At 73.5% G+C, this 15904-nt stretch carries 16 protein-coding genes; 9 read left to right on the top strand and 7 right to left on the bottom strand.

All coding sequences use genetic code 11. The features are described from left to right. The first annotated feature begins 82 nt into the window (after positions 1-82). Positions 83-2722: a SpoIIE family protein phosphatase gene (locus AB0D29_RS11740; protein WP_362853507.1), complete on the top strand. Its 2640-nt coding sequence runs from the start codon at positions 83-85 to the stop codon at positions 2720-2722. A 2-nt stretch (positions 2723-2724) separates the two neighbouring features. Here AB0D29_RS11740 and AB0D29_RS11745 read toward each other — a convergent pair whose 3' ends face one another. Next, complete coding sequence (locus AB0D29_RS11745) at positions 2725-3240, bottom strand: GNAT family N-acetyltransferase (RefSeq protein ID WP_362853509.1); 516 nt, start codon at positions 3238-3240, stop codon at positions 2725-2727. Positions 3241-3326: 86 nt separating this feature from the next. Then, complete coding sequence (locus AB0D29_RS11750) at positions 3327-3878, bottom strand: TetR/AcrR family transcriptional regulator (protein WP_362853620.1); 552 nt, start codon at positions 3876-3878, stop codon at positions 3327-3329. Positions 3879-4021: 143 nt separating this feature from the next. Here AB0D29_RS11750 and AB0D29_RS11755 point away from each other — a divergent pair, with 143 nt between their 5' ends. Then, positions 4022-5275 carry an MFS transporter gene (locus tag AB0D29_RS11755; RefSeq protein WP_362853510.1) on the top strand — a complete coding sequence of 418 codons (1254 nt, stop codon included), beginning with the start codon at positions 4022-4024 and terminating at the stop codon, positions 5273-5275. Between the two features lie 84 nt (positions 5276-5359). Beyond that, positions 5360-6274 carry an MBL fold metallo-hydrolase gene (locus tag AB0D29_RS11760; RefSeq protein ID WP_362853512.1) on the top strand — a complete coding sequence of 305 codons (915 nt, stop codon included), beginning with the start codon at positions 5360-5362 and terminating at the stop codon, positions 6272-6274. Here the strand turns inward: AB0D29_RS11760 and AB0D29_RS11765 are convergent. Beyond that, on the bottom strand, positions 6271-6606 hold the full coding sequence (locus AB0D29_RS11765) for a hypothetical protein (protein WP_362853513.1): 336 nt from the start codon (positions 6604-6606) through the stop codon (positions 6271-6273). The genes AB0D29_RS11760 and AB0D29_RS11765 overlap by 4 nt on opposite strands. Before the next feature lie 153 nt (positions 6607-6759). On the opposite strand from AB0D29_RS11765, the gene AB0D29_RS11770 reads away from it, so the two are divergent. From AB0D29_RS11770 to AB0D29_RS11780, 3 genes are all read left to right on the top strand, one after another. Further along, positions 6760-7791, top strand: a complete 1032-nt coding sequence (locus AB0D29_RS11770) for an RNA ligase family protein (protein WP_362853515.1) — start codon at positions 6760-6762, stop codon at positions 7789-7791. A gap of 122 nt (positions 7792-7913) precedes the next feature. Then, the gene (locus AB0D29_RS11775; protein WP_362853517.1) at positions 7914-8417 is read left to right on the top strand and encodes a hypothetical protein; all 504 of its coding nucleotides are present in this window, start codon (positions 7914-7916) and stop codon (positions 8415-8417) included. A 348-nt stretch (positions 8418-8765) separates the two neighbouring features. Then, positions 8766-9116 (top strand): hypothetical protein, encoded by a 351-nt coding sequence (locus AB0D29_RS11780; protein ID WP_362853519.1) that lies wholly within the window; start codon positions 8766-8768, stop codon positions 9114-9116. Positions 9117-9179: 63 nt separating this feature from the next. Here AB0D29_RS11780 and AB0D29_RS11785 read toward each other — a convergent pair whose 3' ends face one another. After that, positions 9180-9677 (bottom strand): hypothetical protein, encoded by a 498-nt coding sequence (locus AB0D29_RS11785; protein ID WP_362853521.1) that lies wholly within the window; start codon positions 9675-9677, stop codon positions 9180-9182. Between the two features lie 149 nt (positions 9678-9826). On the opposite strand from AB0D29_RS11785, the gene AB0D29_RS11790 reads away from it, so the two are divergent. Further along, a complete protein-coding gene (locus AB0D29_RS11790; protein ID WP_362853621.1) occupies positions 9827-10606 on the top strand; it encodes an NAD(P)-binding domain-containing protein in 780 nt (259 codons plus the stop codon). A 146-nt stretch (positions 10607-10752) separates the two neighbouring features. On the opposite strand, the gene AB0D29_RS11795 is transcribed toward AB0D29_RS11790, so the two are convergent. Together AB0D29_RS11795 and AB0D29_RS11800 are read right to left on the bottom strand one after the other, a co-directional pair. Continuing rightward, positions 10753-11226: a hypothetical protein gene (locus AB0D29_RS11795; protein WP_362853523.1), complete on the bottom strand. Its 474-nt coding sequence runs from the start codon at positions 11224-11226 to the stop codon at positions 10753-10755. Between the two features lie 196 nt (positions 11227-11422). Next, entirely contained in the window at positions 11423-12790 is a 1368-nt protein-coding gene (locus AB0D29_RS11800; RefSeq protein ID WP_362853525.1) for a pyridoxal-dependent decarboxylase, read from the bottom strand. Between the two features lie 125 nt (positions 12791-12915). Here AB0D29_RS11800 and AB0D29_RS11805 point away from each other — a divergent pair, with 125 nt between their 5' ends. Together AB0D29_RS11805 and AB0D29_RS11810 are read left to right on the top strand one after the other, a co-directional pair. Continuing rightward, on the top strand, positions 12916-13449 hold the full coding sequence (locus AB0D29_RS11805; RefSeq protein WP_362853526.1) for a GNAT family N-acetyltransferase: 534 nt from the start codon (positions 12916-12918) through the stop codon (positions 13447-13449). A gap of 28 nt (positions 13450-13477) precedes the next feature. Further along, positions 13478-14050, top strand: a complete 573-nt coding sequence (locus AB0D29_RS11810) for a GNAT family N-acetyltransferase (RefSeq protein ID WP_362853528.1) — start codon at positions 13478-13480, stop codon at positions 14048-14050. Between the two features lie 33 nt (positions 14051-14083). On the opposite strand, the gene AB0D29_RS11815 is transcribed toward AB0D29_RS11810, so the two are convergent. Further along, entirely contained in the window at positions 14084-15820 is a 1737-nt protein-coding gene (locus AB0D29_RS11815; RefSeq protein WP_362853529.1) for a hypothetical protein, read from the bottom strand. Positions 15821-15904 lie beyond the last annotated feature (84 nt).

Genomic DNA, 15904 nt, shown 5'->3' on the forward strand with positions numbered 1-15904 from the left:
GCCACCCGTGCCGGGCACGTCGGTGCGGTCACCGCTAGGCAACAGGACCAGAAGCGTCGCCGGACAGGTATTCGTCCTCCAGGTGGCGATCGTGGTGTTGCTCGCGGCCGGGTCGCTGCTGGCCCTCGTACTCCAGTCGCGCCACGACATCGACAGGGAAGCACGCAACCGCTCGGTGTCCGTGGCCGAGACCTTCGCCCACTCGCTGGGCCTGCAGGACGCGCTGAAGACGTCCAATCCGTCCGAGATCCTGCAACCCACGGCCGAACAGACGCGCAAGGCCGCCGGCGTGGACTTCATCGTCGTGATGGACACCAACGGCATCCGGTACAGCCATCCCCAGCCCGATCGCATCGGGAAACGGTTCGTCGGCACGATCGAGCCCTCCCTCGCCGGCAAGGTCCACACCGAGAGCGTGCAGGGCCCCCTCGGCAAGGAGATCCAGGCGATCGTTCCGGTCAAGGGCCCCGACGGCAAGGTCGTCGCCCTCGTCTCGGCCGGCCTGACCGTGAAGAACGTGACCGGCGTCGTCGACCGCCAGCTCCCCGTCATCCTCCTGGCCATCGCCACCGGCCTCGCCCTGGCGACCGTCGGCACGGCCCTGATCAGCAGACGTCTGCGCCGCCAGACCCACGGGCTCGGCACGCAGGAGATGACCCGCATGTACGAGCACCACGACGCGGTGCTCCACGCCGTCCGCGAGGGGGTCCTGATCACCGACGGTGAAGGTCGGTTGCTGCTGGCGAACGACGAGGCCAAACGGCTGCTGGGGCTGCCGGAGGATGCCGACGGGCGCCACATCGCGGACGTACCGGGCCTGGACCGCCGGATGTCGGACCTGCTGCTCTCCGGCCGGACGGCCACCGACGAGGTACTGGAGAGCGGGGACCGGCTGCTCGTGGTCAACCAGCGGCCCACCCACCCCCGGGGCCGGCCGGAGGGCAGCGCGGTCACCATCCGCGACTCCACCGAGATGCGGGTCCTGACCGCCCGGGCCGAGACGGCCCGCAGGCGCCTCAAGCTGCTCTACGACGCGGGCGGCGAGGTCGGCACCAGCCTCGACGTGGTACGGACGGCCGAGGAGCTCGCCGCCGTCGCCGTCCCCCGGTTCGCGGACTACGTCACGGTGGACCTGGCGGACCAGGTGATCGACGGCGACGAACCCGCCCCGGGCGCCGACATGCGGCGCACCGCGGTCAGCGGCATCCGGTCCGACCATCCCCTCTACCCGGTCGGCCGGCTGATCGACTTCCTGCCGTCCACCCCGCAGGCGCGCGGCTACGGCACCGGCCGGGCGGAACTGGTGACCGACCTGGCCGACGCGCCGGGCTGGCAGGCCCAGGACCCGCCCCGCGCCCAGGCGATCGTCGAGTACGGGATCCACTCGCTCATCGCGGCCCCCCTCATGGCCCGCGGCGTCGTCCTCGGCGTGGTCAACTTCTGGCGGTCGGAGAAGAAGGAGCCCTTCGACGAGGACGAGCTGTCGCTGGCCGAGGAACTCGTCGCCCGCGCCGCCGTCAGCATGGACAACGCCCGCCGCTACACGCGCGAGCACGCCCTCGCCGTGACGCTCCAGCGCAGCCTGCTGCCGCGCGCCCTGCCCGAACAGAGCGCCATGGACGTGGCGCACTTCTACCTGCCCGCACAGTCCGGGGTGGGCGGCGACTGGTTCGACGTGATCCCGCTCCCGGGCTGCCGGGTCGCGCTGGTCGTCGGAGACGTCGTCGGACACGGCCTGCACGCCGCCGCCACCATGGGACGGCTGCGCACGGCGGTGCACAACTTCTCCTCCCTCGACCTGCCGCCCGACGAGATCCTCGCCCGGCTCGACGACCTCGTACAGCGCATCGACCACGACCGCGACGGGGACGGCGCCGACACGAACGGCGGGGGCGGGATCATGGGCGCGACCTGCCTGTACGCGATCTACGACCCGGTGTCCCAGCGCTGCACGGTGGCACGGGCGGGGCACCTGCCGCCCCTGGTCGTCGCCCCCGACGGCACGACGGAGATCGTGGAACTGCCGGCCGGACCCCCGCTGGGGCTCGGCGGCATGCCCTTCGAGACCGCGGAACTGGAGCTGGAGGAGGGCAGCCAGCTCGTCCTCTACACGGACGGGCTGATCGAAGAGCGGACCCGGGACATCGGCGAGGGGCTGGAACTCCTGCGCGCGGCCCTGAGCCATCCCGACCGGGACCCGCAGGAAAGCTGCCGGGCCGTGCTCGACATGCTGCTGCCGCCCCGGCCCACCGACGACGTGGCGCTGCTCATCGCGCGGACGCGGACCCTCGGCCCGGACCGGGTCGCGCAGTGGAACGTACCGTTCGAACCGAGCGCGGTCGGCGCCATGCGCAGCGTCGCGGCGAAGAAGCTCGACGAGTGGGGCCTGTCCGACCTCGGCTTCGCCACGGAACTGATCCTCAGCGAACTGATCACCAACGCCCTGCGGCACGGCAGCGAGCCGGTCCGCGTCCGGCTCCTCCACGACCACACCCTGACCTGCGAGGTGTGGGACGGCAGCAGCACGGCCCCCCACCTGCGGTACGCCGCCACCACGGACGAGGGCGGCCGCGGCCTGTTCCTGGTCGCCCAGCTCAGCGAACACTGGGGCACGCGCTACACCCCCGAGGGCAAGGTCATCTGGGCGGAACTGCTCGCCCCCGGCACCCCGGGCAGCGCCGAACCCGCCCTCGCCGCCTTCCTGGACGTGGACCCCCTGTGAGCTCAGAGCCCGCGCCGGTAGCGCAGCTCGGTGAGCGTGACCTCGTCGTAGACGTCGTCCTGGGTCGCGCCGTCGGCCCGGTAGCCGGCCCGCTCGTAGAAGCGCCGGGCCCGTTGGTTGTCGTGCAGGACCCACAGGGCCGACGTCTCGAACCCCTGGCCCGCCATCCGGGAGTGGGCCTCGTCCAGGAGCCTGCGGCCGATGCCCCGGCCGATCAGGTCGGGTGAGACGTACAGGGCGTAGACCTCGGCCACCCGTCGCGGGCCCGGTATCCGACTGCGACACGGCCCGAAGCAGGCCCACCCCACCGGGCCGTGCTCGCCGACCGCCACGAGGTCCCTCGACTCCCCGCGGGGCTGCGAGAACCACTGCCGCCGCAGGGCGGCATCGGACTCGACCGTCATCGCGTCCAAGTACGTCCGGGGAACGATGCCGGCGTACGCCGCCTGCCACCCCCGGACGCGGATCGTCGAGACGGCCTCGATGTCGGCCGCATCCATCTCCCGCACATGCACCATCGCGCCACCGTATGGCCACCGGTACCTCGGGACGAACCGGGTTTCCCGGTAGGCGGAGGCGTTCAGGCGTTCAGGCGTTCAGGCGGTCACTGGTCCGTCGGGCCGAGGGCCGCCGTCACGAGGCGCCGCGCGTATGCGGTGTCGAGTCCCTGGGGGCGGAAGAGGATGCGGTACATCAGGGGGGCGACGATCTGGTCGATGACCGTTTCGACGTCGGGTGCCCGCTCGCCGCGTTCGGTGGCGCGGGTGAGGACGACGCCGATCTGTTCGGCCGCGTAGGCGGAACACCGGCCGGCGTTGCTGCCGTCCGGGTCACCGAGCAGGGCGTCGCGGATGTAGGCGCGGCCGACGGGGGAGGACATCTCGTCGAGGAACTGCTCGGCCCAGTGCGTCAGGTCGGTCGAGAGGGCGCCGTGGTCCTCGGGCGCGGTCTCGGGGCGCAGCCGCTCGACCGCCACGTCCGACAGGAGCTCCTGCAGGTCGCCCCAGCGACGGTAGACCGTCGACGGGGTCACGCCCGCACGCTGGGCGATCAGCGGAACCGTCAGGGCGTCGCGGCCCAGCTCCGCGGTGAGTTCACGTACCGCGGTGTGCACCGATGCCTGGACCCGGGCGCTGCGCCCACCGGGGCGCACCATCTGCCTGCTCACGTCAGTCACCTTAACGCAAAATCATTGCTTCTAGCGCGAGCTCTTAAAGCGAAAGGTTTGCGTTAGTTGGCCGTGTGGATCTACGGTGGGTTAAAGCGAACCGATTGCGTTTAGCGCCAAGGAGCCTGCCCATGCCCGCCGTTACCCCACGAGCACCCGCGCCGTTCCCCTACCGAGCCCTCCGCAGGTACACCGGAAACCGCACGGCCTCCTTCGCCCTGAACGCCTCCATCCTGGCGACCCTCCTCGCGGCCTCCAGCGCGCCCACCCCGCTCTACCCCCACTACCAGGACGCCTGGGGCCTGTCCGCGCTCACCATCACCGTGGTCTTCAGCGCCTACGCCCTCGCGCTCCTGCTGGCCCTGCTCACCACCGGATCCCTCTCCGACCACCTCGGACGACGCCCCGTCCTGGCCGGCGCCCTGGCCCTGGGAGCCGTGTCCATGGTGCTGCTGGCCACGGCCGGCGGAGCCGGAGACCTGATCACCGCCCGGATCCTGCAGGGAGCGGCCACCGGCGCGGCCACCAGCGCCGCGGGCGCGGCCCTCCTCGACCTGGAGGACCCCCGGCGTCCGGGACGGTCCGCGCTGACCAACAGCATCGCGCCGGTCGCGGGCATGGCCGCCGGCGTGCTGGTCTCCACCCTGCTCGCCCCCGCGGGTACGGTCGGCGTGTACCTGCTGCCGGCGGCCCTGTTCGCGGCACAGGCGGTCGCGGTCACCTTCACCACGGAGACGGCCCGCCCGCACACCGGCGCCCTGCGCTCGCTGCGCCCGCGGCTCGCCGTCGCACCGCCGGCCCGCCGCGCGCTCCTGGTGGCCGGCACCGCCGTCGTCGCCATCTGGGCGCTGGGCGGCTTCTACTCGTCCCTCGGCCCGTCGCTCGTGCACCTCGTGGCCCCCACCGCCCCGGCGTCGGCCGGCGGCATGGTCTTCTTCACGCTCACCGCCGCGGCCACGCTCACCGTGTGGACGTTGCGGCGCACGGCCCCGCGCACCGCCGTCACCGGCGGAAGCCTCGCGGTCCTGCCCGCCGGCGCGCTGGCACTGGGCGCTCTGCACGGCGCCGGCCTGCCCGCCGTCTACGGCGGAGCGGCCCTGGCCGGGATCGCGTTCGGCGCCGTCTCCCAGGGGGCGCTGCGCATGACGCTCACCGGGCTCCCCGAACACGACCGGGCGGCAACCCTGGCCGCGTACTACGTCCTCAGCTACCTCTCCATGAGCCTGCCCGCCATCGCCGCGGGCGCCGCCACCCAGCACTACGGACTGGCCACCGCCACCCACGCCTACGCCGTCGCCACCGCCCTGCTCGCCGTCGCGGCCCTGGGCGCCCTCGCCGCGGCGCGGCACAGGGGAACCCGCGGCGCACCCCACGACCTCCCGTAGCCAGACCCACGAGACCAGATCGAACAGATCGACCAGATCGACCAGATCGACCAGCCCCGATCAGACCAGAGGAAACGAACCGTCATGAGCACTCCGCCGGCCACCCACCCGACCGCCGTCCCCACCTGGACCGTGGGCGACGTCACCGTCCACCGCATCGACGAGACCCTGCTGCCGCCCGCCACCGGACCGTGGCTGCTGCCGGACGCCACCCCCGCCGTCGTCGCCGGGCAGGACTGGCTGCGCCCCCACTTCGCCGACGACGACGGCATCCTGCACATCGACAGCCACAGCTTCGCGTTCACCGTCGACGGGCTGCGCGTCCTGGTGGACACCGGCATCGGCAACGGCAAGGAGCGAGCCAACCCCGCCTGGCACGACCTGAACACCGACTACCTCCACCGCCTCACCGCCGCCGGATTCCCCCCGGACACGGTCGACCTGGTGGTCCTCACCCACCTGCACGCCGACCACGTCGGCTGGAACACGCGCGAGGTGAACGGCGCGTGGGTCCCGACCTTCCCCAACGCCCGCTACGTCACCTCCCGCGCCGAGCGGGAGTTCTGGGCCGGGTACGACATGGACGCGGCGCGCAGGCAGATGTTCGTCGACTCCGTGATCCCGGTGGAGGAGGCGGGGCTGCTCGACCTCGTCGACGTACCCGCCGGGGGCGCCGCCATCGCCCCGCACCTGCGCCTGCTCCCCACGCCCGGCCACACCCCCGGCCACATCGCCGTCGAGCTGACCAGCCGTGGCCGGACGGCTGTGATCACCGGTGACTGCATCCACCACCCCGTCCAGCTCGCCCACCCCGCCATCGGAGCCTGCGTCGACATCGACCCGGCACGGTCCGAGACTTCGCGCCGCACCCTGCTCGGCTCGCTCGCCCACACCGACGCCCTCCTCCTGGGCACCCACTTCGCGCCGCCCACCGCGGGCCGCGTCGTCACGCACGAGGGCGCCTACCGGCTCGCACCCGTCCCCGCCGACGGGCACTAGCCAAGCGACTCGTGCCCGGGTTCCGGCTCCGGCTCCGGATCCGGTTCGGCGAGCAGATCGTCGACGATCTGCAGCCGGGTCTCCGGGAAGCGCTCCGCTATCGCCCCCAGCATCATGGCCACCCCTTGCGGGTCCGGCGCCGAACACCGTTCACGCGTCGCCTCGTCGGGCCAGCGGGCGTACGCCACCCAGGTGCCGTCGTCCGCCCGGTGCAGCCGCGAACCGTACGAGCCGCACCGCGCGTGGATGGCGGCCGTCACCCGGTGCCAGCCGTCGGCGAACTGCTGCTCCAGGCCCGGGTGGAGCCGCCACCGGTAGATCACAGCGAACACGTCTGGATTCCCCTTCCGGGCAGGTGAGTTGTCGTGGCCACCCTAGAAGGCGGCGACCAGGCACGCTGCAGCCGGGGATCTCCTCCCGGGTCCGGGTCCCGCCGCCGCGGAAATCCCGTGCTCCGCCCCCGCCGTGCTCGCTACCATCGCGCGGTGCACCCCGAACCCCGCCCCTGGTCCCCGTATCCGAAGATCCCCGCGAACCGCCGCCTGGGCGAGGTCCGCGGACGGAACTGGGTCGCCCACGAGAAGATCCACGGCGCCAACTTCGCCGTCGTGTGCGACGAGGCGGGCGCGCACCCGGCCAAGCGGCGCGAACTCCTCGCCGACGCAGGGCTGGACGATTTCTTCGGCGTCGGCCGGATCTGGCCCGCCCTGGCGGTCGCGGCGATCCGCTGCGCTCAGGCCCTGCGCGCGGACCGCGGGGCCCCGGCCACGGCGGTCGTGACCCTCTACGGCGAACTCGCGGGCGGCCGCTACCCCCACCCCGACGTACCGCCGACGCACGGCGCGGAGCCCGTACAGACCGGCGTCTGGTACGCCCCCGACCTGCTGTGGCTGCCCTTCGACGCGACCGTCGCCGACGGGGAAGGTGAGGGGGAGGGGGAAGGCCCGCGCTGGGTCGCCGACCGGACGCTGCGCGCGGCGGCGGACGCGGCCGGCCTGGTCTGCGTCCCGCTGCTGGCCGAAGGCCCGATCGCCCGGCTCCAGGAACTGCCCGTGGTCTTCCCCACCCGGCTGCCCGGCCTGCTGGGCCTGCCCGCCCTGCCGGACAATCTCGCGGAAGGCCTGGTCGTCAAGCCCGCCGGGGAAACCCGGGAGTCCGGGCGGCCCATGGCCAAGTTCAAGCAGCCCGCCTTCGCCGAGGACGAACGGTTCGACGGCTCGCGCCCCTACCAGGCGCCCGCGGACGGCGCGGCCGGTGTCCCCGGCTGGCTGCTCGCGCACGGCACCGGCCTGCTCACCCCGGCCCGCGCCGCGTCGGCGGTGAGCAAGCTGGGACCCCGTACGCCGCCGGGGGACCTGGCCGCCGAGATAGCCCGGGACGCCACCGAGGAGGCGGCGGAGGCCCTGGGCGGACTGGACGGGGCGACGCGGCGCGCGCTGGAGGAGTCCCTGCACGCCGGAGCCCTGTCCCTGGCCCGCTTCGACGCGGCCGACCGCCGGCCTGAGCGCCGGGTCTGAGCGCCGTGTCCGACGCGCGACACGGCGGGTGGCAGCGGCCCGGACGGGGGCGGTCCGGACCGGGGCGGCGGCCCGGACGGGGTGGGGCCTGCCGACCCCGTGGCGCTGTGCATACTGCTGGCATGAAGTCCCCGCCCGCTCAGCGCATCCACCTGATGATCACCTTCGTCCTGGTGACGTGCGGTGCGGTCGGGGGAGCCTGCCTCGGTCTGCTCCTGTCCGGCCGGCTGATGGCCCTGGTCTGCGCGAGCGCGGCCGGCCTCGGCGCGGGCCTCGGGGCGTTCCTCTCACGCCGCCAGGTCTTCGCGTTCCTCAAGCCCGAGCGCGAGGACGCCGTTCCGTCCGACGGCTACGCGGAGGGCCTCTCCGACGCGACCCTCGTGTGCATCGCGACGTACCAGGCCGCCGTCTTCCCCCTCACCCCCGACGGGGTGACCGAAGCCGAGCGCACGGCCCGCCGCACGATGGCCTACCGGATCGCCGCCTACGAGGGCCTGCCGCACCCGGTGCAGACCTCGGCGGCCGCCGCCCTCGAAGCCATCGACGAGGGCCTGGACGCGAAGCGTGCCGAGACCGCGATGAAGGCGCTGTCCCTCACCGTCTACGACAACCGCCGCGGCCGCTGACCGCGCAGGCGGCCGCGGAACGCGGGGGCGGTGACCGGACGGGCCCAACCAGGCGTCCGGTCCCGCCGGCCGGGGGAGGAGCCGAGGGCCCGGGGAGTGATGGACTTCCCCGGACCCTCGTGCCGCTGACGCCGCGGGGGACGCGGTTGTGTATCTGCGACAGATAGAGAAACGATTCACCGTCGCCTTGGTTACGCCTCGGCCCGGACGAATCCCTCGCGAGGGTGCGGCCCACCCGCCATCCGCCGCCGGGTTCATCCGGTCGGCCGAGCAGCGCAAGCCACGCGGGCCCCGCCGGGCCACGCTGTGTGCAAGGACCGCCACCACCGCACAGACGAGGACCGCACCATGTCCCACAGGCGACGTTTCAGCATCCTCGCGGGAGCCGCAGCGCTGCTGCTGACGGCCACCGCCTGCTCGGGCCTGGGTCGGAGCACCGTCGGCATGCTCACTTTCCGCGGCCACGACTCGCCGGTCGAGCTGAGCTACAGCAACACCCTGGTCACGGGCTGCCACAAGATCGCCATCCCCAAGGGCGCCACCCACGTCGAGAACAACACCCTCGTCGACATCGTGCTGTACCGGACGGAGAACTGTCAGAAGACCGACCGGGCCGAGGGCATCTACGTGGCCACCACCCTCTCGAACGTGACGGCCCCCGAAAGCCTGCCCTGGCGCAGCTTCAGCGTCATCCACTGAGGGCGGGGGCCGCGTCGTCGCCGGGATCCGGTTCCCGCTTCGAGCGGCCCCCGCGCACGCGGGTCAGTCCCGGATGGACACGATCTTCCGGGTGGCCAGGTCGGCCTGGACGTAGACCTTGGTCGTGGCGCCGCCGCCCCACGTCAGGGTGACCGTGGCGTTCGTCCTGCCCGTGCCGCTGCCGGTGGAGGCGACCTTCCACTGCAGCGGCACGTTCTGCGCGCGGAGCACGCCGTCCGCGTGGTTCGTCTCCTCCCACTGCCTCAGCTCCGCCCGGAGCGGCTCCGACAGGTACGAGGCGCGCAGCCGGTCCGCGCTCTGCCCGTCCCCGTCGTAGACCGCGTCGATGTAGGAACCGTAGAAGTCGGCGATGCGGGTGAAGGCCGCCTCGGGGCTGCCCGTGACGGACGGCAACGCGGCGGCCGCCGGGGCCTGCTTCGGCGTGGACCCGTCTGCGGAGGCGGATGCGGAGGTGGAGGTGGTGGTGACGAAGGCGAGGGTGAGTACCGCGGCGGCCGCGAGGGTGAGGGAGGCGGTTCGCTTGGCTGAGGGCTTGGACATCGGCTGAGCCTTTCCCCGTGCTGAGTGGCTGAACGGATCGACGCGCCCCCGGGCCCACCCGGTTCTCGGAATGTGAGAAATGGCCGAAAAGTCACGCTGGCGGACGCATCGGGCATGGCCCAGGCGGCTCCGCGCGCCGATCGGCCCTCCTGCCGCGGCGCGATCCCGTCGCTCCCGCGGGTGACAGCGGTACGGGACCGGAATGCCGCGCCGACGCCGGAAGTTGGCACGAGCGCGACACTGACCCAGCAGGCACAGGAGAGCTCATGAAGATCGGCATCATCGGCGCGGGCAACATCGGCGGCAACCTCACCCGCCGGCTCGCGGCCCTCGGACACGACGTCTCCGTGGCGAACTCGCGCGGCCCCGCCACCCTGTCGGCCCTCGCGGAGGAGACCGGCGCCACCCCCGTGACCGTGGCGGAAGCCGCACGCGGAGCCGAGATCGTCGTGGTCACCATCCCCTTCAAGAACGTGCCCGACCTGCCCGCCGGCCTCTTCGACGGAGCGGCCCAGGGCTTCACCGTCATCGACACCGGCAACTACTACCCGCAGCAGCGCGACGGCCGGATCGCCGGCGTCGAGGACGAGGGCCTGACCGAGAGCCGCTGGACCGAACGGCAGCTCGGACACCCCGTCATCAAGGCCTTCAACGGCACCTACGCGCAGGACATCCTCGACCGCCACCGCCCGGCCGGCGCCCCCGACCGGATCGCCCTGCCCGTCGCGGGGGACGACGAGGCGGGGAAGAAGGCCGTCCGCGCCCTCATCGAGGAGCTCGGCTTCGACACCGTGGACGCGGGAGGCATCGACGACTCCTGGCGCCAGCAGCCCGAAACCCCCGTCTACGGACTGCGCGAAGGGGTGGACGGGGTCACCAAGGCCCTCGCCGAAGCCTCCCCGGTCCGTCCCGAGGGCTTCCGGGGCTGACCGCCGGGTCACGGCGTCCCGGCGACCCTGCGCCGCCGCCCGCCTCGCCGCCGTACGCGCCGAGGCGGGCCGGCCCCCGGAGTGCCCCAACGGGGCGACCCTCATTCGCCTGACCCGCCGTCAGGGACGGTCGCCCGGGCGGTGGTTCAGCAGTCCATCGAGGATCCGTCCAGCGCGGACTCCACGGCCACGAGGACTTCCCCGGGCCCCGCGGACCCCACCCGGAGCAGGGCCGGCTCGCCCGCCACGTCCTTGCGGAAACACATGCCCGAGACGCCCCGGAACCGCTCCGGGGCCTTCGCCCGCGCGCCGACAGGCTTCCATCCGTCCGCCGTCGCGGTGTCCCAGTAGTGGGTGATCAGCGGCTGGACGTCTCCGCCGTGGGTGTACACGCTGTTCGCGGTCATCCAGGGATCCCCGCTGTCGTCCATGCACTCCGCACCGGTCCGCTCCGCCACGGGGGCCGTCCCGGCCGCGGCGGCAGGCACCGCGGCCGAGACCCGCGCCAGCCGCTCCCGTGCGCCGGGCTCCTCGCACGCGCCCTCCGAGCCGTAGAAGAGCATGTAGAGCGACCCGGCCAGCAGGCCGAGGCCGGACACGCAGCCGAGGGTGATGGTCACGCCCAGGATCAGCCCACGGCGCGGGGAACGTACCGGCATCACGGTGTCGCGTCTCTTCTCTGTCCGACCGCTGGAACCGCGGTCCCGGAGGATCTTCCGGGTCTTCGTACGAGCGAGGAGATGCTAGACGCGTGCCCACACCCGCGTGCAGGAGGGGCTGGCACGCGGCCGGGGTCGCGCCACTGTGGCCCGTGGATCAGGGGCCGGCGGACGCCCGCCGGATCGCGTCGAGCGCGCGCGTCACATCCCCGTCGGTCGTCGACCAGTTGCTCACCGAGATCCGCATGACGCGCCGGCCGTGCCACGTGGAGCCGCTGATCCACGCGGTGCCGTCGTCGAGCAGCCGGGCGAGTACCCGCTCCGTGCGTTCGTCGCTGCCGAACTCGGCGCAGACCTGCGTGAACACCACGTCGTTGAGGACGGTCGCGCCGTCGATCGCGGCGATGCCGTCGGCGAACGCGCGGGCGTGCCGGCACAGTCGGTCGACGAGGTCGGCCACCCCCGACCGGCCGAGGGACCTGAGTGCGGCCCACACGGTGAAGGCCCGTCCGCGCCGGGAGAGTTCGGGGACCTTGTCGACGGGGTCCCCGTGTTCGTGCTGGATGAGGTAGTCGCCCTGAACACCCATCGCGGCCCGCAGGGCGAGCGGGTCGCGCACGACGGCGAGCCCGCAGTCGTAGGGCACGTTCAGGGTCTTGTGGGCGTCCGTCGCCCAGGAGTCGGCGTCCGCGCAGCCCTCCGTCAGGTGCTCGTGGCGCGGGGAGGCGGCCGCCCACAGCCCGAAGGCGCCGTCCACGTGCACCCAGGCGTCCGCCTCGCGAGCGGCCCGGATCGTCTCGGCGAAGTGATCGAAGGCGCCGGAGTGGATGTCTCCGGCCTGCAGGACCACCATCGTCGGGCCCCGGCCGCCGTCCGCGAGGAGGTCCCGCAGGGCCTGCGGCTCCATGCGCCCCTGCTCGTCCGCCCGCACCAGCTCGGGCTTCCCGAGACCCAGGTAGCGCAGCGCCAGGTCGACGGACATGTGCCGGTCCTCGCCGGTGAGGACGCGTACGGGCGGCCCGCCCGCGAGTCCGTCGCGGGCGACGTTCCAGCCGGCGCTCCGGAGCACCGCGTCGCGCCCGGCGGCGAGGCAGGTGAAGTTCGCCATCGTGGCACCCGTGGTGAAGCCGACCGCGCTGTCACCGGGCAGGCCGAGGAGCCCCAGCAGCCAGTCCTCGGCGATCTCCTCCGCCGCGGTGTACGCGGGCGAGACGGCCCGCATCACACAGTTCTGGTCCCAGGCGCTGACCAGCCAGTCCGTGGCGAGCGCGGCCGGTTCGGTGCCCCCGATCACGAACCCGTAGAAACGGCCGCTCGGAAACGCGGTCAGCCCCGGCTCACAGGCCGTGGCCAGCAGATCGACGACGTCGGCGGGGGCACTGGGACCCTCGGGGAGTTCGGCTCCGAGCGCGCGCACGATCTCGTCGACCGAAGCGCGTGCGGGAACCGGGCGGTCGGACAGGCTGGCCAGCCAGCGGAGGGCATGGTCGTGTGCCCGTCCCAGCGCCGCCTCGCGCGCGTCCATACCTCGGACTATGGGACAGGTGCCGCCGCCCCGCAAGCCGGTGCCGCGCGGGGCCCCGCATGATCATCACCACCTCGTCGGCCGGGGCCTGGCCGGACGGGGGCCCGGAACGCGATCATGGCCGGATGACCGATCGCGGCTCCTTGCCCCATCCGACCGCAGTGCGCCTCGCGCGCTACACGAAGACCGAGCAGAGCGAGATCCTCGGCGACGGCCCGGACCCGTTCGGCGTGGCGGAAGCCGGCCTCACGTGGCTCCCCAAGGAGGACCATTTCGGTGTCCGGCAGGGCGACCGCCTCGTGGCCCATGCCGGTCTGCTGAGACTGCCCCTGTCGATCGGTGGCGTGGACACCGAGTTCATGGGCGTCGGAGGGGTGGCCGTCGCGCCCGACGTACGGGGACGTGGACTGGCCCGGCTGGTCCTGACGGCCGCTCTCGACCACGCCCGGACGACGGGACTTCACCACGCCCTGCTCTTCTGCCGACCGCTCCTCGTCCCCCTGTACGAACGGCTCGGCTGGCGAACGCTCGACGAGGACGTCCACGTCGAACAGCCGGGTGGGACCGTGAAGATGCCGTTGCCGACCATGACGATCCCGTTGCGGGCCGACGCGCACCGGCCCGACGGCCCGGTACACCTGCGCTCCCTCCCCATGTGAGCTCCGTGCACCGTGCCATGGTGGTGTCATGACCATTGAAGTTCGCCCGGCTTCGGACTTCGCGGACGTCCGCGCCCTGCTCGGCCCGAAGTCGGCCGGGGCCAACGTCTGCTGGTGCCTCAGCCACCGGATCCCGTCCAAGCTCAACAACGAGCTGCGCGGACCGGCCCGCGGTGAGTACGTCGCCGAGCTGTGCGGCACGCAGCCCCCTCCGGGGGTGATCGCCTACGACGGCGACGAGCCCGTCGGCTGGGCCGCGGTGGCGCCGCGCTCGGACACCTCCTTCGCGCGCAGCCGTACGATCCCGCACGTCGACGACCTGCCGGTCTGGTCGCTGTGGTGCATCCGGGTCCGCCCCGGCCACCGGAAGCAGGGCATCTCGCACGCCCTCATCGCCGGCGCGGTCGCGTTCGCCCGCACCCACGGCGCCCCGGCCGTCGAGGCGTACCCCCTCGACAGCGGCGACGCCAAGGTCGACATGACGATGGCGTACGCCGGGATCCGGAAGAACTTCGAACGCGCCGGGTTCACGCACGCCGCCGACACGACCTCGGTGCTGGCCGGTCACCCTCGCGTCCTGATGCGGCTCGACCTGCGCTGACCGCGCGCCGCCGAGCGACGGTGCTCGAGGGAGTCAGCCCATCGCCGCCAAGGCGGTCCGCACCACGCGGCAGAGTTCCTCGTCCCGCACGATGTCCCCTCCGTAGCGGCGCTCCGAGGCGGTGACCTCCGCCAGCAAGGGCGCCGCCGCAGCGGCGGGCCGGCCGATCGCGCCCAGGGCGGCGACGACCCGGAGGAGGAGCGGCCCCGCCCGGTGCTCCGCCAGCGGGTGCAGCTCGGGGAGCAGGGTCGCCACCGCAGTGTCGGCATCCCCCGTCAGCCGCCACCAGGCCTCGGCCGCGCCGACCCGGGTCCACTCGCCGAGGCTGCCGAGCAACGGTCTGAGCGCATCGGCGTACCCGGCCGCGAGCGGGCCCAGCTCGGCCAGGTGGGACAGGACCGGCCGGGCCAGCCCGCCCCGGATCGCCGCGTCGAGGGCGGCGAGCGCGAGCCCCGGGTCACCCGTGACGCGCCAGTACGCCCATGCGGCGGTCTGTACGCCGTGCCAGCGGCGCGGCTCCCGGTCCTCGCTCCCCGCGAAGCGCCGTGGGCGCAGGTCGCCCTTCGCGAGGGCGGCCAGCAGGCCCGCGGCGTCGACCGCCGCCGGTCCGATCCGGCCCAGGGCGCCCGCGGCCGCGCGTGCGTGCGGGGTGTCGAGCAGCCCCGTGAGATCCGGCACCGCCGGTGCGGCGGCAGGGCCCCAGCCGGTGAGGACGCGCAGGACGCGCTCCGTGCGCCGGCCCGCGAGCTGCACCAGCAGTGCGGGCATGACGCTCGGGGCCCACTCCACCGGCAGGGACTCGACCTCCATCCACGGGCTGTCGGCCTGCCTGAGGTACCACGGCAGGGCGCGCGGATCGCCGATGCCCATCAGGGCCTGCACGAGGCTGTCGGCGCGCCCGCTTTCGCGGCAGCGGAAGGTGGCGAGGTGATCGGCGTACGGTGCGATCGCCGATCCGCCCCGGGCGACGATGTCGTGCGCTTCGCCGGAGGTCAGGAGGTCGTCGTCGGACAGCCCGGCGAGGACCGTCTCCCACGCGCCGTCCGGCGGAATCCGCCAGGTGCGCAGCCGGGCGCCCGCCTCCTTGACGGCCGCGCGACGCGCATCGGAGTTCCCGGTGAGTGACGAGGCGGTGGGTGTGACCGATGCCGTGGCCGCACCCGACGTCAGCCGCGCGCTCCGGGCCGCCAGCCGGATGTGCGGATCCGAGTGGTCCAGCCAGGGGTCCAGCCACCCCCCGGGCTGGGACGCGCCGAATGCCGCGAGCACTTCTCCGGCCGCGATCAGAACGCGGCCCAGAGTGGCGAGGTCGACCTCCACCGCGGCCCGCCGTCGCAGCGCCTCCAAGGTCGCGGGGTCGGCGGCGCGGACCTGCTCGATCGCCCGGGCCGCGTACGAGCGGACCTCGGCACTGCTGTCGACGAGGAGCCGCGCCGCGGCGCGCTGGCCCTCGACCAGTGCCTCCGCCATACCGGGGGCCTGCGCCCGGAAGGCGCCCACGCGCATCATCACCGCGCGGTCCGCGACCAGGCGGAGCACACCGAGCCGGCACGTCTCGTCCAGCCGCGGAATCATCTCCAGCAAGCGCCGCAGTACGGCGACGACGAGCTCCGGAGGGTCCGACCAGCGCAGCCGGTGGTCGAACGCCGACCACGGATCCCGTCCGCTCCCGGGCGTCACCAGCCCGCGCAGCAGGCCGGGTATCTCCTCCTGCCCCTCGCTCACCTTCTCCAGGACGTGCCAGGGCTCCTCGGCCCCCGATCCGCTCATGATCGGCAGCGTAGTACGCCGTCTGCCCCGGCCGCGCCGAACGGTGGACCGCTCGGTGCGGACGGGGCACGGATACGCGGACGG

Origin of the sequence: Streptomyces sp. NPDC048424 (genome assembly GCF_040651555.1) — a bacterium.
Classification (GTDB): Bacteria; Actinomycetota; Actinomycetes; order Streptomycetales; family Streptomycetaceae; genus Streptomyces.